The sequence below is a fragment of the Paenibacillus sp. OAE614 genome, from assembly GCF_040546645.1.
Taxonomy (GTDB): domain Bacteria; phylum Bacillota; class Bacilli; order Paenibacillales; family Paenibacillaceae; genus Paenibacillus_AQ; species Paenibacillus_AQ favisporus.
In genome coordinates this window covers 1717946-1739935 of sequence record NZ_JBEPOD010000001.1, presented here as the reverse complement: position 1 = coordinate 1739935, position 21990 = coordinate 1717946, and the positions used below count along the sequence as shown (strand labels likewise).

20 protein-coding genes are annotated in these 21990 nt (G+C 48.8%); 9 read left to right on the top strand and 11 right to left on the bottom strand.

The features are described from left to right. Nucleotides 1–26: 26 nt before the first annotated feature. Nucleotides 27–1082, bottom strand: a complete 1056-nt coding sequence (locus tag ABIE48_RS08315; RefSeq protein WP_192714789.1) for an FUSC family protein — start codon at nucleotides 1080–1082, stop codon at nucleotides 27–29. A gap of 245 nt (nucleotides 1083–1327) precedes the next feature. Between ABIE48_RS08315 and ABIE48_RS08310 the strand changes: the two genes are divergently transcribed. Then, nucleotides 1328–1837: a hypothetical protein gene (locus tag ABIE48_RS08310; RefSeq protein WP_145022107.1), complete on the top strand. Its 510-nt coding sequence runs from the start codon at nucleotides 1328–1330 to the stop codon at nucleotides 1835–1837. Nucleotides 1838–1876: 39 nt separating this feature from the next. On the opposite strand, the gene ABIE48_RS08305 is transcribed toward ABIE48_RS08310, so the two are convergent. The 5 genes from ABIE48_RS08305 to ABIE48_RS08285 form a co-directional block, all read right to left on the bottom strand. Beyond that, nucleotides 1877–2959 (bottom strand): AI-2E family transporter, encoded by a 1083-nt coding sequence (locus ABIE48_RS08305; RefSeq protein ID WP_192714790.1) that lies wholly within the window; start codon nucleotides 2957–2959, stop codon nucleotides 1877–1879. A 117-nt stretch (nucleotides 2960–3076) separates the two neighbouring features. Then, nucleotides 3077–3718: a phosphatase PAP2 family protein gene (locus tag ABIE48_RS08300; RefSeq protein ID WP_354518688.1), complete on the bottom strand. Its 642-nt coding sequence runs from the start codon at nucleotides 3716–3718 to the stop codon at nucleotides 3077–3079. 327 nt (nucleotides 3719–4045) lie between these two features. Next, complete coding sequence (locus tag ABIE48_RS08295; RefSeq protein WP_354518686.1) at nucleotides 4046–5800, bottom strand: ABC transporter ATP-binding protein; 1755 nt, start codon at nucleotides 5798–5800, stop codon at nucleotides 4046–4048. 309 nt (nucleotides 5801–6109) lie between these two features. Then, nucleotides 6110–6715, bottom strand: a complete 606-nt coding sequence (locus ABIE48_RS08290) for a hypothetical protein (protein WP_192714792.1) — start codon at nucleotides 6713–6715, stop codon at nucleotides 6110–6112. 22 nt (nucleotides 6716–6737) lie between these two features. Continuing rightward, entirely contained in the window at nucleotides 6738–7265 is a 528-nt protein-coding gene (locus ABIE48_RS08285; protein WP_192714793.1) for a MauE/DoxX family redox-associated membrane protein, read from the bottom strand. A 286-nt stretch (nucleotides 7266–7551) separates the two neighbouring features. Between ABIE48_RS08285 and ABIE48_RS08280 the strand changes: the two genes are divergently transcribed. Continuing rightward, nucleotides 7552–8211, top strand: a complete 660-nt coding sequence (locus ABIE48_RS08280; protein WP_192714794.1) for a winged helix-turn-helix domain-containing protein — start codon at nucleotides 7552–7554, stop codon at nucleotides 8209–8211. 100 nt (nucleotides 8212–8311) lie between these two features. On the opposite strand, the gene ABIE48_RS08275 is transcribed toward ABIE48_RS08280, so the two are convergent. Then, on the bottom strand, nucleotides 8312–8518 hold the full coding sequence (locus ABIE48_RS08275; protein WP_076168463.1) for a DUF1657 domain-containing protein: 207 nt from the start codon (nucleotides 8516–8518) through the stop codon (nucleotides 8312–8314). A 145-nt stretch (nucleotides 8519–8663) separates the two neighbouring features. Between ABIE48_RS08275 and ABIE48_RS08270 the strand changes: the two genes are divergently transcribed. From ABIE48_RS08270 to ABIE48_RS08255, 4 genes are all read left to right on the top strand, one after another. Then, nucleotides 8664–9524, top strand: coding sequence for a DUF421 domain-containing protein (locus tag ABIE48_RS08270; protein ID WP_192714795.1), 861 nt, complete (start codon nucleotides 8664–8666; stop codon nucleotides 9522–9524). Between the two features lie 12 nt (nucleotides 9525–9536). Continuing rightward, nucleotides 9537–10019, top strand: coding sequence for a stage V sporulation protein AC (gene spoVAC, locus ABIE48_RS08265; RefSeq protein ID WP_192714796.1), 483 nt, complete (start codon nucleotides 9537–9539; stop codon nucleotides 10017–10019). 8 nt (nucleotides 10020–10027) lie between these two features. Next, complete coding sequence (gene spoVAD / locus ABIE48_RS08260) at nucleotides 10028–11038, top strand: stage V sporulation protein AD (protein WP_192714797.1); 1011 nt, start codon at nucleotides 10028–10030, stop codon at nucleotides 11036–11038. A gap of 221 nt (nucleotides 11039–11259) precedes the next feature. After that, nucleotides 11260–12444 (top strand): foldase protein PrsA, encoded by a 1185-nt coding sequence (locus ABIE48_RS08255; protein ID WP_192714798.1) that lies wholly within the window; start codon nucleotides 11260–11262, stop codon nucleotides 12442–12444. A 159-nt stretch (nucleotides 12445–12603) separates the two neighbouring features. Here the strand turns inward: ABIE48_RS08255 and ABIE48_RS08250 are convergent, their stop codons facing one another. Both ABIE48_RS08250 and ABIE48_RS08245 read right to left on the bottom strand, forming a co-directional pair. Then, nucleotides 12604–14028: an NAD-dependent succinate-semialdehyde dehydrogenase gene (locus ABIE48_RS08250; RefSeq protein ID WP_192714799.1), complete on the bottom strand. Its 1425-nt coding sequence runs from the start codon at nucleotides 14026–14028 to the stop codon at nucleotides 12604–12606. A 300-nt stretch (nucleotides 14029–14328) separates the two neighbouring features. Next, nucleotides 14329–15588, bottom strand: a complete 1260-nt coding sequence (locus ABIE48_RS08245; RefSeq protein WP_192714800.1) for an MFS transporter — start codon at nucleotides 15586–15588, stop codon at nucleotides 14329–14331. A 344-nt stretch (nucleotides 15589–15932) separates the two neighbouring features. Here ABIE48_RS08245 and ABIE48_RS08240 point away from each other — a divergent pair, with 344 nt between their 5' ends. From ABIE48_RS08240 to ABIE48_RS08230, 3 genes are all read left to right on the top strand, one after another. Continuing rightward, on the top strand, nucleotides 15933–16709 hold the full coding sequence (locus ABIE48_RS08240) for an ABC transporter permease (protein ID WP_089546469.1): 777 nt from the start codon (nucleotides 15933–15935) through the stop codon (nucleotides 16707–16709). Continuing rightward, entirely contained in the window at nucleotides 16706–17506 is an 801-nt protein-coding gene (locus tag ABIE48_RS08235; protein ID WP_145022120.1) for an ABC transporter permease, read from the top strand. The genes ABIE48_RS08240 and ABIE48_RS08235 overlap by 4 nt, the downstream gene beginning before the upstream one ends. Before the next feature lie 88 nt (nucleotides 17507–17594). Then, the gene (locus ABIE48_RS08230) at nucleotides 17595–18605 is read left to right on the top strand and encodes an ABC transporter ATP-binding protein (protein WP_192715342.1); all 1011 of its coding nucleotides are present in this window, start codon (nucleotides 17595–17597) and stop codon (nucleotides 18603–18605) included. A 99-nt stretch (nucleotides 18606–18704) separates the two neighbouring features. Here the strand turns inward: ABIE48_RS08230 and rfbA are convergent, their stop codons facing one another. Then, nucleotides 18705–19592 (bottom strand): glucose-1-phosphate thymidylyltransferase RfbA, encoded by an 888-nt coding sequence (gene rfbA / locus ABIE48_RS08225; RefSeq protein WP_145022123.1) that lies wholly within the window; start codon nucleotides 19590–19592, stop codon nucleotides 18705–18707. A 59-nt stretch (nucleotides 19593–19651) separates the two neighbouring features. After that, the gene (locus ABIE48_RS08220; RefSeq protein ID WP_192714801.1) at nucleotides 19652–21835 is read right to left on the bottom strand and encodes a right-handed parallel beta-helix repeat-containing protein; all 2184 of its coding nucleotides are present in this window, start codon (nucleotides 21833–21835) and stop codon (nucleotides 19652–19654) included. Nucleotides 21836–21990 lie beyond the last annotated feature (155 nt).

Below are 21990 nucleotides of genomic sequence, written 5' to 3'. Positions count from 1 at the left end.
AGATGACCGGGGTTTATGCATTCCTTTTATTTTTTAATCCACGATGCCCAAAATCCGGATTCATCGTCATCAGTTTTGTGATAATGCTCGACCAATCGGTTAAGCCGCTCCAGCTGATACCCGTAATCATACATCGTGGCCCCCACGATGGATAAGCGCAGCCTGCCTTCGGGCTCCTCGATGGCCAGGCTCAGCACGCCCTGGATAAACGCGGTGTTTTCCTGGTCCAGCTGCGAAGCTTCCAGGCAGTTCGGCTTGAGCTTCTCCTCGAATTTGAGCAGGATGTGCTCGTGAAACTTGATCAGCCGCTCCAGCTGTTCGTCAAAGATCCGGTCGGTGCCGGCTTCCCGGTCCGACTGGAAATAATGCTCCTCCACCGCGTCCAGCACTTCGCGCCCTTTCCGCAGAGCATTCAGCATCTGCTTATAGACGACCAGCAGCCGGGTCTGGCTGAAGGAGGCCCGCTTCATCTTCTTCTGCTCCTCTTCAAACAGCTGATATTTGCTCGACAGCGATTTAATGGCATCCTCCAGCTCGCGCTTTTTATCACGGAACACATTTTCCTTGATTTCGTCCGAAATGGCCGTTCGCATCAGCAGCGACATCCGGTCGAACGTATTTTGGATCTGCCCGATAAACTGCTCCTTGGGCTTTGGCGGAAACAGCAAAATATTAATCAAAAAGGCCGAAACGATGCCGATCAAGCTAAGTGAAAACCGGGTCAGCGCAAACTGCCATTGCCCGGAAGCCTCCATCACGGCAATGACCGTAACCAGCGTCAGGCCGATCGTATCGCCCATCTTCAGCTTAAGGCATATCATGATGACCAGGATGCACACCAGGCCGACGGCAATCGGCTCGTTCGAGAACACCTGGCCTGCCAGCAGTGCCAGAACGGCTCCCAGTGTATTGGTCTGGAGCTGGTCCAGAAAGTACCGCCATGAGCGGTAAATTGACGGCTGCATGGCAAAGATGGCCGCCACTGCCGCCATCACCGGCGAAGACAAGTTAAGCCAAATGCTGATATATAAAGCGAGGGTAACCGCGATTCCCGTTTTTAACATCCTCGCGCCAAAAGTCACGCTCACCCCTCCTAATTCCATCGTTGTATAGATTGAGCTAAGTTTTCATTTTTCTATATAGTACATATTGTATCGTCTTCCCGAATTAATTACCCGGTGAAGCCCTTTGTGATACCAAACCAAATATTACAGCCCAGCCCGAGGGCCCAGCATCTTTGAATATACATGTATGTTTTTCCAAATCAGGCGCATAATAGGACAGAAAAAATAAAGCATGACCCAATTCAACCAAGAGGTGAACTGACATGAATCCAATCAAAAATGCGCTGCTGGCCGGTACGCTGGCCTGCATCGTGTTCGCCGGATCCCACGGCATCGCTTTCGCCGACCCGGCGCCTGTTACGCCCCAAACGGACGACTCCCCATCTGCCCATATAGCTACGCCGGATCAGGACCGGAAGGAGAACGGCCATCACATCCGCCATGGACATCACGGCCGTAAGTACATTCTGCTTAAAGACGCTGCGGATCTGCTCGGCATGAGCGTCCAGGATCTCAGCAAGGAATGGAAGCAGGGCAAAACGCTGCAGCAGATCGCCAAGGAGAAAAAAGGCTGGAGCGGCGACGAGCTCGTCAAGAAGATGACAGCCGTCCAAAGCTCCAAAATCGATGCCGCCGTCAAAGCCGGCAAAATGACCCAGGAGCGTGCCGATCAGCTCAAGCAGAAGCTGCCCGCTTCCTTGAAGCGGTTTACCGAGCGGACGTACCGCCCGCACTCGGACCGCACTCAGCCGGGTTCCTACTCGCACATCTAACGCAAGGATATCCGCACAATAAAATCCTAACTTCAACCGTTAGGATTTTTTGTGTGGTATTTTTTTGTTCTTCCTGGCGGCTCCAGCGGGTTCATCTTTCGGCCCGTTGACCGGCACCTCCAGCAGATCCAACAGGAACATGAACACCGGAACGCCGAGAATAAGCCCCCACACCCCAAAGAAGTGCTCGGAGATGATCAGTACAGCAAACGTATAAAATATCGGCAGATGCGTTTTATCCGACATAAACTTCGGATTCATGACGTACGCCTCGAACGCGTGCAGGACGGCCACCATGATCAGGACGTAAACGACCTTCATCACTCCGCCGATGCTGAACGCGATGGCACACAGCGGCACCAGTGAGACGATCACCCCCATGACCGGCACGAGGCCGAGCAGGAAGATCATCAGCCCGAGGGCGAACAGGTTGGGAAATCCGAGGATCCACAGAAACAGCGTGGAAGCCGCTGCGTTAATAATGGAAATCAAAAACTGGACCTCGATCACTTTTCCGAAAGAAAACGTAAATTTTTTCCCGAAATAAGCTAATTCATCATAAAAGTAGGCGAATTTGCTGCTTCTGAACTTATCCGTGAAATGGGTCACTTTCTCTTTCTCCAGCATAAAGAACAAGCTCATGATGATCGCGATGGCAAAATTGATACCGACCTTGCCGATGTTGGAGATCGTTCCGGTCAGCAGGTTGTAGCCTTGCTTGACGTACTGCGAAATATCAATCTTATGGATGTACTCCAGCACGTAGTCGATGACTTTATTGTCGGTAAGCTCCAGCGGCTTGCTGTAGAACGAAATAACCTGGTTGATCAGCACGTTCAGTTCACCCAGCAGCTTCGGAGCGTATTGATAGGTTCCGATCGACAGGGCTCCAAGAAAAATGGCATAGATAATTAGTACGGCGATCTTCTTGCTGATTCCCATTCGGTTCGTAAACCGCCGGGTGAGCGACGAATGAATCCGGTTCACCAGGTACGTAATGATGAAGGTAATCAGAATGAGGTTCATCATGCTCCGGAAGACATACAAAAACAGCACGAGCAAAATGAGAACCATCACTTTTTTAACGGCAGGCAGTTGAACAAAATCTCTTAGCGACGTCATCGGACCGAAGCCATACACCCTTTCCTTTAAAAAGATCTTTATGCAATCATATTACGCGAGCGAGGCGTTTTCATGCAAGTTTCTGCCGCCTGATGTACGGTTTTCATTTCCTGGCGCCTATGGCCTTGGCTTCCAGTACTTTTCAAAGATATAAATGGACAGCATCAGCCACGTTGCGCTCGCCAAATACCCGCCGAAGACGTCGCTCGGATAATGCACCCCGAGATAGATCCGGCTGATCCCGATCAGCAGCGTCAGGGCCACCCCGATAACGATCATCGCAATCCTTCCGGCCAGCGCGGGAATATGCCTCCACAGCAAGTAGGTCAGCGTCCCGTACAGGGCGAACGCAGCCATCGAGTGCCCGCTCGGAAAGCTGAATCCGCTGATTTCGATCAGCCGATGCGTGTTGGGGCGCTGCCGCTGCATCCAATTTTTGATGATGATATTCCAAATTTCCGAGCCCCCCACCGACAAAAGAAACATCAGCAGCTCCTTGCGGTGCCGCAAAACGAGCCACAGAAACAGGAATGCGATCACGCTCAGCAGCGTCGCCACGAGCGATGACCCAAGGAAGGTGAAGCCCTTCATGATTCGGGTCAATCCCTCATTCTCCATCCCCTGAACTGCATCGATGATCGATTGGTCAAACCAGGCGATCCGGTCCGCTCCGACCAGGACCATCATGATCACGAACAGCACGCCCAGCACCAGGCTCATGGTTAAAAATTTCTCAAGTCGTTTTTTAGTTATGTACATAATTTGTTCCCCTTCTTTATATAAATCACAGGTTGGACAAGTAGAAGATAGCGACTTATATACTACCAATTTTTATATATGGTTGTCACCCTTTGAAATGATTCCTTAAACTGAGTGAAAGTAACTTCCCATAATTCACTGTAAGTTCATAATCCAGTAAAACTTAGTGGGGGTGAAGAATCTATTTGCTCAAAGGTCTTAAAATATTGTCATATCATAAATTTTCATAGAAAAACACCTCATTATTTGGAATGTGTTTGCTTTACAAACCCAATTCACCCAAAATAAGTGGTGTTTTTTTCATTATCTCTTCGCTTTTAATTTTATTCAAAATGTACTAATAAATTTAGACCCACTTTCCTTTGTATACCATTCGGATTGAGCTAAATACATATCCTTATATAACAAACCATTTTCCAATAATTCATCATGAGTTCCTATTTCTTTAATTTCCCCATCATCCAATACTATGATTTTGTCAACTAACTTGCAGAGTCCCAGTCGGTGAGTGAGAATTATAGAAGTTTTACCCTTAGAGACTTCAAAGAATTGCTTATATATTTCGTTTTCAGCTAAGGGATCTATTGCTGAAGTAGGTTCGTCCAAGAAAATAATATCAGCGTCTTTATAATACATTCGAGCAAGTGCAGTTTTCTGCCATTGTCCTCCTGATAACTCTACTCCTTGATTAAATTCAGTGCTAATAAAAGTAGCTGATCCATCAGGAAGTGTATCAATAATGCTTACTGCGTTACTTAAATTTAAAGATCTAGAATAATCTAAATTGTTATTGTTCTTTGATACATCCCCCATTCTAATATTTTGTTCAAAAGTCAATGGGTATTTACCAAAATTTTGAAATAAAACAGCTACATTTTTTCTAAAAGAGACCTTGCTAATTTCATTACAAGAAATATCGTCATATTTCACAGTTCCTTCTTTTAAATCATCATATAAACCAAGCATACATTTTACTAAAGTTGTTTTACCTGAACCATTACGGCCAACAATTGCAACACTTTCTCCTTTTGAGATAGTGAAATTCAACTTTTTAAGTGTAAAATTCGATGCATTCTTGTACTTAAAAGACAAATTTTCAATTTTTATATTTTGATTAAGACCATTAAATAATACGCCTTTTTCTACATCTTCCTCCGGTAGAGAAAGAAGGCTGAAATAAGATGGCAGATAAATTAAAATTTGATGAATTTGACTTGCTGCCGCAACAAATTCATTAGCTTGCCCCTGAATCTGTATTATTGCTTGTGTTAGTAACATAAATGAACCAATTGATATGGCTGAATTTGATGTAGTATTCAAAAATAAAATAAACATTAATAATTGAATAAGATTAATAAAAATCTGTATAGAGTGAATAAGAACACTTCTCTGATTATTGAGGCGTTTATTTGGGATTTCAACTTTCCAAAATAATTCTGTCCATTTAGTTGTAAAAAATCCGTGTAAATTAAAAATTCTGCTTTCAGATATTAGATCTCTGTCGAAAAAAATTCTTGAAAAATAATCTCTTAATCTTATATTCTCGCTGGTTTCATTAAATATATGCAACTGCAATTTATTAAAAATATGAGTAATAAATAAGTTCATAATGCTTAATAAAATTAGCAAAATAATTACAAGTACATTTATGTTTTTCAAAACATAAATCATACCCAAAACAGCAAGAACAGATTGAAATAATGAAACCAAACTTTTTAATAAAGGTAAACCCAATTGAGGTAAAAATTGTTGTACTGTCATAATTTTATTATGAATTTCAGAATCATCAATTAAATTTAATTTTATTTTCGTTAATTTTTCTTTAATTGTTTTATTTATATAAAATAAAAATTTGGGGGTTAATTTGTTCTCTATAAATTTGTTAATTAACATAATAACTTGTAAGGCTATAAAAAGAGAGGCTTGAATTATTAGAAGTTCTATTGTGAACCCTAAATTATTATTAGATAATGAATCCCCTATTTTTTTAGTAAATATTAAAATAACATTTTGAAAAAAAGGAATTGAACAAGAAAATAAAACAAATGATATCATTAAAAAAATTGATATTTCTCTATACATTTTTATCATTTCAAGAATAATAAACAATTTAGTTTTAATAATACCACCACCTATTTAACAGATCATATTAGAAGTACAAAAGAACTCAATTCATATAATTGAGTTCTTTTGTACTTCTTCATTTAATCTAATAATAAATTAACATCCACAACTTGGGGAAGGAACTATAAAACTACATCCAGCACAATTACAAGTAGTAACTGTTTCAAATCCAAGACAGAATGCATTATATCTACATGAAGTATAGCAACATACTTTAGGATCGCACTTCACATTTTACACCTCCCTTCATGAAATATTGAAAATCATTCAAGAGACCAAGTTTTTAGTTGATATGAATTCCAAATGATTAACTATAGATTGATAATGGCCTGAGTAGGTACCTTGTACTTTTCCATCAGGATTTACTTTAATCAGTGTTGGAAAAGAATTAGTTTTCAAAACACTTAGGACTTTTTCATCTATAATCATTTGAGAATCCGAAATATTGGAAACTAATTTTAAATGCCTTTCTCGTACTTCTATTTGAGTAGAGTTAGGATTGTCAAAAGAAAGGAATATTAAGTTTTGATTTACTTTTTTTAAATCAACATGTGCAATTTTACTTAATGTATCTTCACAAGGAAGACATCCAATTCCAGTAATAAGAATAATATTCTCTTTACCTTCACTTAACTTCAGTTCTTGTGAAATTCCTCTATCATTCATTACAGATATAGCAGGGAATTCCTCTCCTTCTACTAACCCATAATCTGCTAAATAATTAATATTTTTATTTACAGTCATAGCACTTTCTATATCAGTTATCTTTAAATTAACTCTTTTAAATAATTTTGTTATTTTCCATAAGTAATAACCGTATAATGCAAGAATACCTAAAATCAAAATGAAAATAACTGCATTAATACCATTCATTGAAAAACCTCCTATAATAAAATCAAATTTTTAGATTTGAATTCGCTTTTTGTATAAACTTATAAACAAACAAAACAATTAATACAGAAATTCCAGAAAATATTATATCGACAATATGAAAGTTTTTATTATTTTCGGTAAAAAATAATATAAACACCAAAATTAGTGATAATATGCTATTTCTAATAGGTATTTCTTTACTAATGTTATTTTTCCCCATAAATCCCCCACAATTACAATTAATTTTTATTTGTTTTGAAAGTTTATACATAACAGCAATGCTAAAAAAATTTAACATAATAATGATTAAAATCATAGAAACTAAATAAAACACTGGGATCCATAGCGTTAGAGATAAGGTAATTTCAGTTATAACTACTAGTATTGCTAGTAATTTAAGTATTAAATTACTAGTGATTTTTGTTTTACTGTTGATAAAACAAAATTCTCTTACTGTAGATATGAATTCAGGAAATGATTTTATTTTTGATAATCCAGTGCTTAAAAAAATAAGTGTTACTAATATTTTCCCAAATAGCAATAATGACATGCTCCTCATCTCTTTCTTTATATTGAAAAATTTAATTAAATAAAACTTACCACATTAATTCTGCAACATCTTCCAAAATTTGTTTAAATTACACTAAATTTTTCTTAAGTTTAAATTAAAATCACTCTATCTAAATTGAAAAAAAGGTAAAAAGTTGTAAAATAGAAAATATTATGGAATAATCTTTTGAATAGATAGATATTTTTGTGTTTTTTTGGACATGGTATAATGCATTTTTCAAATTTATTTAACTTTTTTTAGTAATGGGAAGGATGGATTAATTGAAATGGAGATAATTCTTTTTTCAAACAAGTTTTTTATTCAAGAGACTTTTGTGAAAAGTATTTTCAAGGAATCTAATATTAAAATTACTCATATATATAATTTCGTTAGATTACAAGAAATTTTATTAAATCAGCAAAAGAAGTACATAGCCATTTTAGTAGATCTACAAATTTGTACCCCTGATCATATTAATTACTGGGATAAATTATTGTCATCATCACCATTACCATTATTTCTATTTAGTTCTGATACTAAGATTATGTATCGAGAAATGTTACTGCAGAAATTTTCCACACAATTAGCGAAGCCATTATTTGAAATGTTTGAATATTTACATAAAATCAAAGAAGAGAAATTCAATTTAGAAAATAGCCCATACATACCTTTAACATCTAAAATGTCTTTTAATATTGGAGAACATTGTATAGAAAAATTCAACAAAAGAATCCCATTATCCATTGTTGAGTTTAAACTACTTTACCTATTACTTAGCAACAGAGGGGAAGTTTTCAGCGCTAATGAACTATTAGATAAATTAGAGCTCTCAGGACTATCTACACTTTATGTTCATATTCAAAATGTAAGATCAAAAATTGAAGATGACCCTCATAATCCTAATCTGCTTATTAACTGTAGAGGTCAAGGTTACAAGTTATTGTGAAAAGGTAATATAATAAAAACGAGCCAAGAGATTTTCTTCTCTTGGCTCGTTTCTTTTTCTCTGTTGTTACATTTAGTTTATACTCTTACTTTTCACGGTATTAGAAACCTTTATATTGAGGCTCCTCGTTTTCAAGCTGTTGTACCCGGCTTTCCACCTGCTGCACGATTTGCTGGGTTTGCTGGGCAGCTTGAGAGAACAGGTTTTTAGCTTCCTGGTTTTGCGTGCTGAGAGCAAACGTCTCCAAGCTGGCTTGGGCGCTTTTCAGGGATGCAAGTGTCGTTTTGACTTGGGATGCAACGGTCATTGTTACTTTCACCTCCTTTACAGGATAAGTACGAAACATAATCTAACCTGTCTGAAATCAAAAAATTCATAAAACGAGAAGTTACTGCAAATAATTTTGTTATCCGCGTTTAAAGCAAAGATCTGGAATGGAGGAATTTATAGATATGCCGGATTGGATAGAGGTTATCGTTCGGACTTTGGCTTCTGTGGTCTTTCTGTTTGCCTTGACCCGTCTCTTGGGCAAAAGACAAATCTCCCAGCTGTCCTTCTTCGAGTACATTACGGGGATCACGATCGGTGACCTGGCGGCCTCCATCTCGCTTGATTTGAAAGCCACCTGGTACCTTGGCGTCATTTCGCTCGCCGTGTGGGTAGCCGTTTCGCTCATGATTGAATTTTTGCAGTTAAAGAGCAAGAAAGCCCGGGATTTCATTGACAGCACCAGCACCGTGCTGATCAAGGACGGCAAGATTATGGAGGACAATCTGAAGAAGGAGCGGCTGACAAATGAAGAGCTGATGGAGCAGCTCCGCGGGAAAAACGCCTTTAAAGCAGCGGAGGTCGAGTTTGCGGTTATGGAGCCGAACGGACAGATCAACGTGCTGATGAAAAAAGAAAATCAACCGCTGACCCCCACCCATCTCGGCATCAAGGTCGGGCCGGAGAGCGAGCCGCAGACGGTCATTCTGGATGGCAAAATCATGGACGAGCCGCTGGCTACAAGGGGCCTGAACCGGCGCTGGATCCATACCGAGCTCGAAAAGCTGGGCGTATCGCTGGACAACGTCTATATCGGGCAGGTGGATGCGTACGGACAGCTGTACGTCGACCTCTTCGACGATCAGATCAAGGTTCCCGAGCCGCAGCAGAAAGCGATGCTGTATGCGGAGCTCAAAAAATGCCAGGCGGACCTGGAGATGTACGGACTTTCGACCAAAAACGAGCAGAACAAGGCGATGTACGAGCAGGTGTCCGCCCAGCTGGAGCAGGTTATCTCGGACGTCAAGCCACTATTAACCCGTTAGGAGTGAAGCATCATGGTCAGCAAAAAGAAGAAGAAACTGACGCCTGTCCAGCAGGAATACCAGGAATTGGCCAAAAAGCGCGAACCCAGCAAGTTTACGTTCAAAAATTTATACAGGGCCTTTCTCGTCGGCGGCCTGATCTGCCTGCTCGGACAGGCGGTGCAGCAGATGTTTATCCACTGGTGGGGCTTTGAGGAAAAGGCGGCCTCAAGTCCGACCGTAGGCGTCATGATCATGATCTCCGTCATTCTCACCAGCTTGGGGGTATATGACAAAATTGCTCAGTGGGCGGGCGCTGGAACCGCCGTCCCGGTCACCGGCTTCGCCAACGCCATGGCTTCGGCGGCGATCGAGTACCGCCGGGAAGGGCTCGTGCTCGGCCTCGGCGGCAGTATCTTCAAGGTGGCCGGACCCGTCATCGTGTTTGGTTCGGTCGCAGCCTTTTGCGTCGGCATCGCCTACATCATTTTTGATCCTAATATTGTAGGGGGGTAAGGATTCATATGCTGAAAGGCCATCAAAGCTGGGTGTTCGAGAACAAGCCTTCCATCAAGTCGAAAGCGGCGATCGTCGGCCCGTTTGAGGGTCAGGGTCCGCTGGCCGACGACTTCGATATTATCCACGGCGACATGTATTTGGGACAGGACAGCTGGGAGAAAGCCGAAAAGGCTTTAATGGAGGAAGCGGCCAAAATGGCGGTGCAGCACGCCGGACTGACCGAGGGGCAAATCCAGTTTTTTCTCGCCGGCGACCTGATGAACCAGATTATCAGCAGCAGCTTTTCCGCGAGAGCGCTGGCCATTCCTTATCTCGGCCTGTTCGGCGCATGCTCCACGTCGATGGAGAGCCTCGCGCTGGCCTCTTATATCGTCAACTCGGGCGGGGCAAAATACGTGCTCTCCGGAACGTGCAGCCATAATGCCAGCGTGGAGAAGCAGTTCCGTTATCCGACCGAGTACGGCTCCCAAAAGCCCCCCACGGCTCAGTTTACGGTGACCGGGGCCGGCGCGGTCGTCCTGTCGCAGGACGGGGACGGGCCATACGTCACTTCCGCCACGATCGGCCGGGTGGTCGACATGGGCATCAGCGACCCGTTCAATATGGGCGCGGCAATGGCGCCGGCAGCGGTAGACACCATGGAAGCGCATTTCCGCGACCTGCAGATCGAGCCGGGTTACTACGACCTGATCGTTACCGGCGACCTGTCCAAGGTCGGGTATCAAATCGCCAACGATCTGCTGAAGAAGCATAACATTCCGATTCATCAGACGACCTATTCGGACTGCGGCATGATGATTTACGATTACGGTAAACAGAATGTTCAGGCCGGGGCCAGCGGCTGCGGCTGCTCGGCGGTTGTGACGTACGGCCACCTGCTGAACCGGATGCAGCGCGGCGAGCTGAACCGCATCCTCGTCGTAGCGACGGGCGCCCTGCTCTCCCCCCTCTCCTATCAGCAGAAGGAGAGCATTCCTTGTATTGCGCACGCTGTATCGATCGAACGGCAAAAATAAGGCATATAGCTATGGCCGCTCCCGGGGAATTCCCGTCCGGAGCGGTCTTTTATTTGGACGCAGCGTCTGCTTCCTGATTAAAACCGCCGCAAACAGCCGAATCTTAAAACAGGATTAAAAAAAATATGTCACAATTTATGTCTTCTTAAGGATTATTTACGGCAAATCTGGTAAAGTGAACCCATAAGCGTTTTGCATATATTAAAGGAGGACAAGATTTAATGACAGACAAAGAAAGAGAATCGTTAAACAACGAAGAGCTGAACAATACCGAAACAACGGGGGAATCATCTGAACGGACCAGCAAACCGGCAGCCCCTTCCGAGAGCGGCGCACCGGTCCTCAGCGAAATGAAGCGCGACGGCGAGACGCCGGCCAAGCCAAATAAAGAGAAGACGCCTGCTCCCAAAGCGTCTGCTGCGGCGTCCGGTCCTGCTCCGAAAGCATGGTCAGGCGGAACTGGCAAGGTATGGATGGCCGTATCGCTCGTGCTTGCCGTCATTCTCGTCATTGTGCTGATCAAGCCTCCTTTTAATTCGGGAAGCAACCCGACGGTAGCGACAGTCAACGGCACGGACATCAAAAAGGACAAGCTCTATGATGCGCTGGTGGATGCTGGCGGAGCGCAAACGCTGGACAGCCTGATTTCTGAAGAACTGGTTAACCAAGAAGCCGATAAGAAAGGCATTAAAGTAACTGATGCCGATGTTACCAAGGAAATGGACGATATCAAGAAGGGCTTCAGCAGCGAAGAGGAATTCCAAATGGCTTTGCAGCAGTCGGGCATGACAGAAGCGGGTCTTCAGAAGCAAATGAATATGCAAGTGCAGATCCGCAAGCTGCTCGAACCGGAAATAAAAGTGACCGACGACGATATCAAGAAATATTTTGATGAAAATAAAGCATCTTTCAACACGCCGGAAGAAGTCAAAGCTTCCCACATTCTGGTGAAGACAAAGGAAGAAGCCGAAGGCATCCTGAAGCAGCTCAAGGGAGGCGCCGATTTCGCCACGCTGGCAAAAGAGAAATCGATCGACCCAGGCTCCAAGGACAACGGCGGCGACCTTGGCTTCTTTGCCAAAGGCGTGATGGAAGCACCGTTTGAAGAAGCGGCATTCAAGCTGCAAAAGGGCGAAATGAGCGGCATCGTGCAGTCCAGCAACGGCTACCACATCATCAAAGTTACCGACCGCAAAGCGGCTCACACGGCAACACTTGACGAGAAGAAAGCCGATATTAAGGAGGCGCTCATTACACAAGGCATTTCCTCCAAATTTACAACCTGGATTGCCGACCTCAAGTCTAAAGCCAAAATCACCAACTCGCTGGACGATTCGGCTAACGCGGCAACCGATACGGCTGCAGGCGCAGGCGCAGCCGATACAGCGGCAAATACAACGAAATAACAGCTTTGTTATTGAAGAAGCCCGAGGATCATCACCTCGGGCTTCTTCTTTGTTTTTGATTGGCGGCTTGCATGAGATCTTGGTCGGAACTCTGCCTGGTGCATTTCCCAGATGCGGGGGCAGCGCCCAATCACCGTGCGTTTTGGGCAGCTCCTCCGATTAGAGCCTGAGCGATACATATTTGACCTCGAGGTATTCCTCGATGCCGAAATGGCCGCCTTCCCGTCCGAGTCCGCTCTGCTTGAATCCGCCAAACGGAGCCTGCGCCGTGGAAGGCAGCGGATCGTTTACGCCGACGATTCCGTATTCGAGTGCTTCGGCGGCGTACAGCGCCTCTTGGATCCGCTCCGTGAAGACGTAAGCGGCCAGCCCGTAAGGACTGCGGTTGGCCCGCTGCACGGCTTCCTCCAGCATACGGAAGGTCGTAATCGGAGCAAGCGGTCCAAACGTTTCGTGTAACATGCATTCCATGTCATCCGTCGCCTGTTCAATCACGGTTGGCTGCACGAAGTGTCCGCCGGAATGCTGCAGCGCCTCGCCGCCCGTCACGATGATCCCGCCCTTAGCTCTGGCGTCCTCAATTTGCCGCAGCACTTTGTCCACCGCTTCGGCATTGATGAGCGGACCGATATCCACGCCTTCCTCCATGCCGTTGCCTACCTTAAGCGCGGCCGTTCGTTCCGCCGCTTTGCGGGTGAACTCGGCGGCGAGCCGTTCATCCACATACACCCGGTTGGTGCAGACGCAGGTCTGGCCGCCGTTGCGGAACTTGGACTTGATCAGCCCGTCCACCGCTTTGTCCAGATCCGCCGCGGCGGTCACGATAAACGGGGCGTGTCCGCCCAGCTCCAAGGAAATCTTCTTGACGGTTTCGGCCGCTCCCTTCATCAGCTCCTTGCCTACGGCGGTCGAGCCGGTGAAGGAAATTTTGCGCACCCGCTCGTCCTGCTGCCAGCGGCCGGCGATCGCTGTCGCCTCGCCGGTCACCACGTTGATCACGCCGGCCGGAAGTCCGGCCTGGTGTGCGAGCTCAGCGAGCTTCAAGGCCGTGTACGGCGTCTCCTCCGACGGCTTGATCACGACGGTGCAGCCGGCGGCCAGCGCCGGCGCAACCTTGCGGGTAATCATCGACGCAGGGAAGTTCCATGGCGTGATCGCCGCCACGACGCCGACCGGCTGCTTCTGCACCCAGATCCGCTGCGAAGCGGACGAGGCCGGTATGCTCTGCCCGTAGACGCGCTTGCCCTCCTCCGCGTACCAGGAAATAAAGCTGTTCGCGTAGCCGATTTCGCCAGCGGCTTCCTTCAGCGGTTTGCCCTGCTCCGTCGTCATAATCCGGGCGAGCTCGTCCGTATGTTCGGTGATCAGTCCGTGCCATTTCATCAGCAGCGCCCCCCGCTCGTCCGCCGTCAGCGCGGACCATGCCGGGAACGCTTCATACGCCGCATCCGCGGCATCGCCAGCCTCCTTCGCGCCGCCGTTCGGTACGGTACCGATCACGTCACCGGTGGCCGGGTTCAGGACGTCGATGTGCTCCGTGGCATCCTTCCAGGCGCCATTTATATACATTTGGTTGATAAACATAAATGATTCCTCCCTGCTCCTTAATTCACCTCTACTTATTCATTATACCCCCGAATGGAAGGTTCACGCGAAAAGACGGACTTTGGTTTGGGGCTTGAAGTGCCTGCTCGGCAGGTGTGAGGCGTTTACTCGTAGCGCTGTGTTTGGCGGTTGTGAGACGCTCCGCGCGTTTGCATAGCTTCAAGCAACAAAAAACCTCCCATAAGAAGACGGAAGCTCAAGTTGCCGTCTTCTTATGGGAGGTACCCTCAACCCTTCGCATTCGATTAGGATGAACATTGACCTTTTTTTCTCGAGCCCTCACGAATTCCGCAGAATTTTCCGGCCTAGACTGACCGTCAGCAGCAGCATGCTCAGGCCGACGACGATCTGCACGCCATAGATCCGGGTCCATTCCGGCCAATGGCCGATGAGCTCGTAAAGATTGCCCCCGATCAGCGGGCCAAAGAACGCTGCGACACCCGTAATCGCCGCGTACATCGCCATATACATCGGACGCTCCGCCTTCGGCGTGTCACCGATCATGAAATTGAACGCCAGCTGGTTGAATCCGCCGACACCGATGCCAAAAATCATGTGTGCCGCAATCAGCACAGGCAGCATCGGCAGTACCGACAGCACCCCCCAGCATAGGCAGGATAATGCGATGATCGGCAGCGTCCAGAACAGCAGCCTGCGGTTGCTGTGCCGAACGTTCAGATTACCCCACACATAGAAGCTGGCCATCATGGACACCGTTTGCAGCACGTTCAGCAGCGACAGCGTCTGATAATTGATGTGCAGCATTTCCAGCATGACGTACGAATACAGCGGCACAACCAGGTTTTGCAGAAACAGGAATCCGGCCAGGAAGAGCGTCGCCTTCAGAAAAGAAGCGTCGCGCAGCGGTTTTTTCAGCATCGGGATAAAACGCTTCTCCGAGGACCGCTCAAACGGAATGTCCGGATAGAAGAAGAACACGGCGATATTGGCCGCAATGCAGACCCAGACGATGATATAGAGCAGCAGAAATCCCTTTCCGCCCGGCTCATGATCGAGGATGACTCCACCCCCGTACATCACCAGCGTTCCGAGCGCATTCAGAATCGTGTTCCGGATGCCGAAGTACCGTCCTCTGACTTTGGGGTGGACCATATCGCTGATAAGCGAGTTCCACAGGATGCCCCCCAGCGTATTGAACATGAAGGCCACCGTGTACAATACGATAAACGCGGGCACCCAGTAAGGCTTCGGGACAATAAACGGCACGAGACCGGTGCTTCCCCAAATGACCCGGTGCACGGCTACGAACAGCACCAGCGTCCACTTCCGGCTGCGCAGCCTCTGGATCAGATACGCGGCAAAAATTTGGACGATGTTGACAAAAGTCGTGATCGCCAGCACGAATCCAATCTCACCCGAGCTTGCGCCAAGGTACAGCAGATAACCGGTCAAAAACTGCCCGCCGAGCAGGGTCATAAACATCACGGCCGGGATGCCTTCCAGGCTGGCTACCCTCAGGTTTCTGCGCTGCATGGAAGTCTTGCGGCGGTGCTGCGGCCGCGTCTTGAATGATATCATCGGGTACTCTCCTCCGGTGCCTTCAAACCGAATCATTTTGTCGTTTTCACTTCGTCTTTGCTCCCATTCTACTCGGAAGGAAGGGCAAGTCAATATGCGCCGGACCGCCTCTGATTACAAAAATAATTGTGGGAAATCACGTGGAAAAAGCGGCAAGAAAGCGTTATAGTGGAATGTCATGACGCTGCATGCGCACGGCAGCAGACAAGGATGTATCTGCCTCCGGCCGAAAACTTTTCCTTGTCGCGCCATCCTATTTTTGGTATGATGGAAATCCTTCTCACTCACCCGCCTTGACTGAAGTTGACGGTTCTCGTCGCCACAAAACTTATCGGAGGTGTGTAATGCTTTATTTCTCACTTGCTTCAAAAGCGTATGCGCGCAACCTGCAGTACCGCGGGGCCCATATGCTGCACAACGTTGCAAGCGCCCTGTTCGGCTACCTGTATGCCTGCATCTGGATCGGCATCGGCCAGGACAGGCCGCTCGGCGAATACGGCGTGCACGGGATGATCGGCTACATCGCTTTTACCCAAGCGTCGCTGTGGATTTCCGGATTTACGACCAATGGGCTGGGCATTCCCCAATCGGTCAGGACAGGCCAGATCTCGCTGGATCTGATGCGCCCGGTTCATCTGTTCGTTCATTTGATGTGCCGGGAATGGGGTCAAATCGCGTACCAGTTTGTGTACAAGTCCGTTCCGATCTATCTGCTGTACGTCCTCGTATTCTCCCTGTCGCTTCCGCAGCAAGTCACCACCCTGCTTCTGGCACTGGCCGGTTTGGCCGCGGCCGCCTATTTATCGATCTGCATGAATTACATCATCGGGGCTACGGCCTTGTGGACCACGGAATCCAGCTGGCTGTATTGGATGAACCATGCCCTGATCAACCTGCTGGCAGGCTTTTTCATTCCGGTGGAATGGCTGCCGCGCTGGCTGCAAACGGTTTCCTGGATCTCCCCCTATCCTTACCTGCTGTACGTACCGACCCGGATTTACCTCGGGTTTGAGGATGCCTCCCGGCTGCTGGGCTCTCTCGTATGGTGCGTACTGATGACTCTGGCTTGTCTTGGCGTAACGGCGGTCGTTCGCCGCAAGGTGGAGGTGCAGGGCGGATGAACATTCGGTATTGGCTTCATCTGTATTTCGTATTGATCCGGTCCAGCATCCGCAGCGGGATGCAGTATAAGATGAACTTTCTGCTTGGGACGTTTCTGGCCGCCGGGATCCAGATCGCCGAGTTTCTCATGATTGCCATCGTGCTGAACAAGTTCGGCGCGGTGAAAGGCTGGTCGCTCTATGAAGTCGGCTACCTGTTTGCCGTCATGACGCTGTCCAAGGCGCTGTACCGCAGCTTTGCCAATGATGTTCATCATCTTGAGAACTACCTGACGTCAGGCGACCTGGATCAGCTCCTGACCCGGCCGGTCCCTGTTCTGCTTGCCCTGATGTCGCAAAACTTCCGGATGATGCCGGGGGAACTGCTGCAGGGCGGATTTATTCTGACCTGGGCGCTGCACGGGATGATGCAGGCCGGGCAAATTACCTGGATAGCGGTTCCCTTCACTTTTCTGGTGATCCTTACGGGAGCAGTCATCCTGTTCGCCATCGGTCTCACCACCGCTACCGCCGGGTTCTGGCTGACCCGAATCAACGAGCTGCAGACGCTGACGGAGGACGCCTCCCAGACCGCGGTCCGTTACCCGCTGGTCTTGTATCCTGTCTGGCTCCGGTCCATCCTGCTCGTCGTCATTCCCGTCGGTTTTGTCAATTATGTACCTTCGCTGTTTATCCTGCGCGGGGAGCTGGGCGCCTGGGTCCTGCTTGGCATCGTCCTGGTGGCGGCAGTCTGCCTCTTCGCCAGCATGAAATTGTGGACATTCGGCATGTCCCGTTACCAAAGTACCGGAAGCTAGAAAGGAGAAGATCGATATGGGAATCATGACAGAATCAGCCGTACGGACAGAGTTGGATCAGTCGGCGGATAAGGATCGGCCCCAGCCGATGATTGAAGCCAGGGGGCTACACAAGCAGTTTAAAACGCCTGTGGTCAAGGAGGGGAGCTTCGCGGGCATCCGCACCTTGTTTACGCGGGACTACCGTGTCAAGGAAGCGGTGAAAGATATCAGCTTTACGATCAACCAGGGGGATTTTATCGGCTATATCGGGCCGAACGGTGCGGGCAAATCGACGACGATCAAAATGCTGACCGGCATCCTTCATCCGTCATCAGGGGAAGTCCGCATCGCCGGGGTCGATCCGCATCGGCACAGGCGACGCGTCGTCAGCCGCCTTGGCGTCGTCTTCGGGCAGCGAAGCCAGCTGTGGTGGGATCTGCCGGTCAAAGACTCATACGAAATATTGGCCCATATGTACAAAGTTGGGGACAAGGAGCGAGACCTGCGTCTCGGACAGCTGTCCGAGCTGCTCGGCCTGGGGGAATTTTGGACGACGCCGGTGCGCAAGCTGTCCCTAGGACAGCGGATGCGGGCCGACATCGCGGCCTCGATGCTGCATGATCCGGACGTCCTGTTCATGGATGAGCCGACGATCGGCCTCGATGTCACCGCCAAGCGCAGCATCCGCGAATTTCTGAAGACGCTGAATACCGAGTTCGGCAAGACGATCCTGCTGACCACCCATGACATGGACGACATCGAGCAGCTCTGCGAGCGCGTGATGGTGATCAATCACGGGCAGCTCAGCTATGACGGGACGATCGATGAACTCCGGGAGAAGATCGGTCTTCCGACGACGATCCGGGTAACTTTCGCAGGAGCTTGGTCCATCCCGCTACCGCCAGGAGAGAGCCTCCAGCTCCCGCTTGAAGTGCGCCTCCCCACCGGGGAAGCGTTCCGCGTCGTCGAGACCGGACCCGATTACGTCCGGGTTGAAGCGAACCGCCAGCTGATCCGTGCGGTAGACATTCTGCGCGAAATGTCCACATGGGGCGAAGCAGCCGACATCCATACGGAAGAGCCGGCTTTTGAGGATGTGATCCATAAAGTTTACTGAGGAAGCAAGGAAACAGCAAAGCTGCTGGGCCTGCTCCCCATTCACAGCCGGCCCTCTGCCGCAGAGGCGCCGGCTTTTGGTATGTATCCAGCTGATCCATCATTGATAGATGGCTTGGACGTTACCGGCGGCAAGCTGCATGAGATAGGCCCCGTATGCATTTTTGCTCATCCGCTCGGCAAGCAGAGTCAGCTGCTCCCGGTTGATATATCCTTTGGAATAGGAAATTTCCTCAAGGCAGGCCACCTTCAGACTTTGCCTTTTCTCAATCGTCTCAATATATTGGGAAGCCTCCAGCAGCGACTCATGCGTTCCCGAATCAAACCACGAAAAACCGCGGCCCAATATTTCCACACGCAGCTGTCCACGCTCCAGATACATCCGGTTAATATCGGTAATTTCCAGCTCCCCCCTGTCTGATGGTACGATTTGCTTGGCGTAATCCACAACGTTCCGGTCATAAAAGTACAGTCCGGTTACCGCGTAATTGGACCGCGGCTCTGCGGGTTTCTCTTGAATAGAAACGGCCCGCCCGTCTGCATCGAACTCCACCACGCCGAATCGGCCGGGATCCTGCACATGGTAGCCGAAGATCGTGGCACCCTGCTCGCGCTGGACCGCCGTCTGCAGCATTTCCGTCAGTCCATGGCCGTGGAACAAATTATCTCCCAGAATCAAAGCCACGCTGTCCCCGCCGATAAACTCCTCGCCGATGATGAACGACTCCGCAAGCCCGTTCGGCTGTTCCTGCACTGCATAAGACAGCCGGATTCCGAGCTGCTCACCTGTGCCGAACAGCTCTTCAAACCGGGGAGTGTCCTGCGGCGTCGATATGATCAGAATATCCCGGATTCCCGCAAGCATAAGAACGGACAACGGGTAATATATCATCGGTTTGTCATAAATCGGCAGCAGCTGTTTGGAAATGATTCTGGTGAGCGGATACAGCCTGGTGCCGCTGCCCCCTGCCAAAATGATGCCTTTCACCTGCGAACAACCCCTCTCTCTATCATCATATGATCTGCACACCACAGGACATCCCTTGATTATGGGTTCACACTAACGATGTTACCGCTGAAATCTCTCCAATTTGCGCCGTCATAATAGACCGGCTTTTTCCGAACAGTATCGTAGTAGGTGTCGCCTTCGACCGGGGTTTTCGACACTTCGGTACTTCTTTTCAAATTGATGAACTTATCCTTCAGCACAACCTCCGCGTACTTGCCGTTGGAATTAATCGGTTTACCGCGGTAGAACAGCCTTCCCGTTTGGGTCTGATAGCTGAAAAATCCCGGTGCATAGTCTCCGGACGGGAACCCGGAGGTGCTCTTCTCATCCAGAACCAGCGGGGTCAGCATCGTTTTATCGTATCCTTTATAAAACAATGCCCGCTTGCTGTGGTTATACCATACAGTTCCGGGGTCCACCCCTGTCATGACACCGTTGTTGACGTCGCCCGGCAAGGACGAAAACCGTACGAAAGGGGTCCGTTCGGCAATTTGGTGCCCGGCCCAGGCCAAATCGGCTTCCACATGGTCGTCAATCAATAAATTCTGGGGATTGATATTGCCCCGGATCAGATGCCGGCCTTCCACTACAGAAATGGCTTTTACGATATTTTTTCGGCCGGGTCTCGTGTCCATCAGCAGATTCCCTTGAATCAGGCAGCAGTCGGCATTGAACAAATTAATCCCGCAGATCTGGTCATGATTGGTCGCGGGGCTCAGGTCAAGGTTGTTCCAGTTCAAGATCCGGTTGCTCGTGATGATGATATTCTGGCACCGGGACTCCGCATATTTCGGTCCGTTGACCAGTGCAATCCCGGAGGTAGGCACATTCTCGATCGAATTGCCGTCGATGATGACGTCCTTCGTCGCGAAAATGTTGATCGCCCCGAAGCTGTACTCCTTCATCGCGGGCGCACTGATGCTGTTCCCCTCGATCACGCCCTGCCTGACACCCCAAAATTCGATCCCGTTATACCGGTTATTGATGCAAATATTGTTTACGACCGTTATATCATAGGTTTCGTATTGTTTGGAAGCAAACGCCGTAATCCCTTCCTGCCCGTTCCCGATCACGATATTGCCTGCGGCAATGTTGCTGAAGCAGGCCCGGGACGCAGCGTCCGCAATCCCTGTATTGGTGTCGAAGCAGATGCCCTGACCGCCGCAGTTTTCCACATAGTTATTGACGATTTGGCAGTAGCTGGAGGAGGAAATATTGATTCCCGTATTGCTGTTCGGATCTGCGCCGTTGAACAAGGTCTGATTCCGGATCTGGTTGCCCTGAACGAGCATACGGGTACAATCGTTAAGGTATATGAATCGTTCGTCCTTATTGGCGGACTCCACGATGCGGTTATCCATAAGCTGTCCGTCCTCGGACTGGTAGATATGCCATCCCTCCACATTTTGACGAACCCGGAGATTCCGGATGACGAAATCCGAACTGGATAGGATGTTCAAGCCGATAGGTCCTTCAAGGTCGGCTACCTCAAATCCGGCTGCTCCGGAAGCGGTCAGTTTTGCATCCTGACCCGCGGTAAACGGCTCCAGTACTGCCCCCTTCTCTCCTCTCAGCTTCATACGATTCTGAAGCTTGATTTCCCTGATTTTGTACGTTCCTGCAGGCAGGACCACGGTCGCCCCCGAACCATCCGCTGCGTTGACGGCGGCCTGAATGCCGGCTGAATCGTCCGCGTTCCCGTCGGCAGCCGCTCCGAACCACTGCGGATAGTATTCGGCCAGCGCCCCTTTCATGATGCCTGAACCTGTAAAGATGGGGTACAATCCGGCCTCCACACCGCCGTTAATGGTCAGCACTTTTCCTTGTGCGATGTTTAGCCGGGCCCCGTTCATCAAGCGAAGGGTAATGCCCGGATCCACCACTGTATCGGCCGGGATCGGATAATCTCCCGCGGGCACTACGAGCACGCCACCCCCTTGGGCTTTCAATCGGCTCAGGGCATCAGCGAAGCCTGCGGCGGCAGGGACGCTCAGCCAGGTTAAACCGAGCTTGTCGGCAGTGACCGAATGTTCGGCGATTTTGGTCGTCACCACGGCCCCATCCACCAGATTGGACGTACCCACCGAGTTCAGCGGAAGATTCCCGCCGGTCGCTTCAGCCGCCGATATGGAAGCGATTTTCTTCTCCGGCTTAGCGCGGCCCCCGTTTCCCCGCTGCCCCATCCCCTTCTTATGCCGATGCCTATCGAAAAGACGACCCATAGGCAAAACCTCCCCATCTACGAATGTCAAGTCCAATGCTATTGTATTCGGGGCAGACTTGCTTAGCTTTGGACATTTCCCTAGGGCCGCTTGCCTATTTTACCTGCCGCAGGTTCCATATAGCCAAGTGCTGTACCCTGACGAATGGGCCCAGT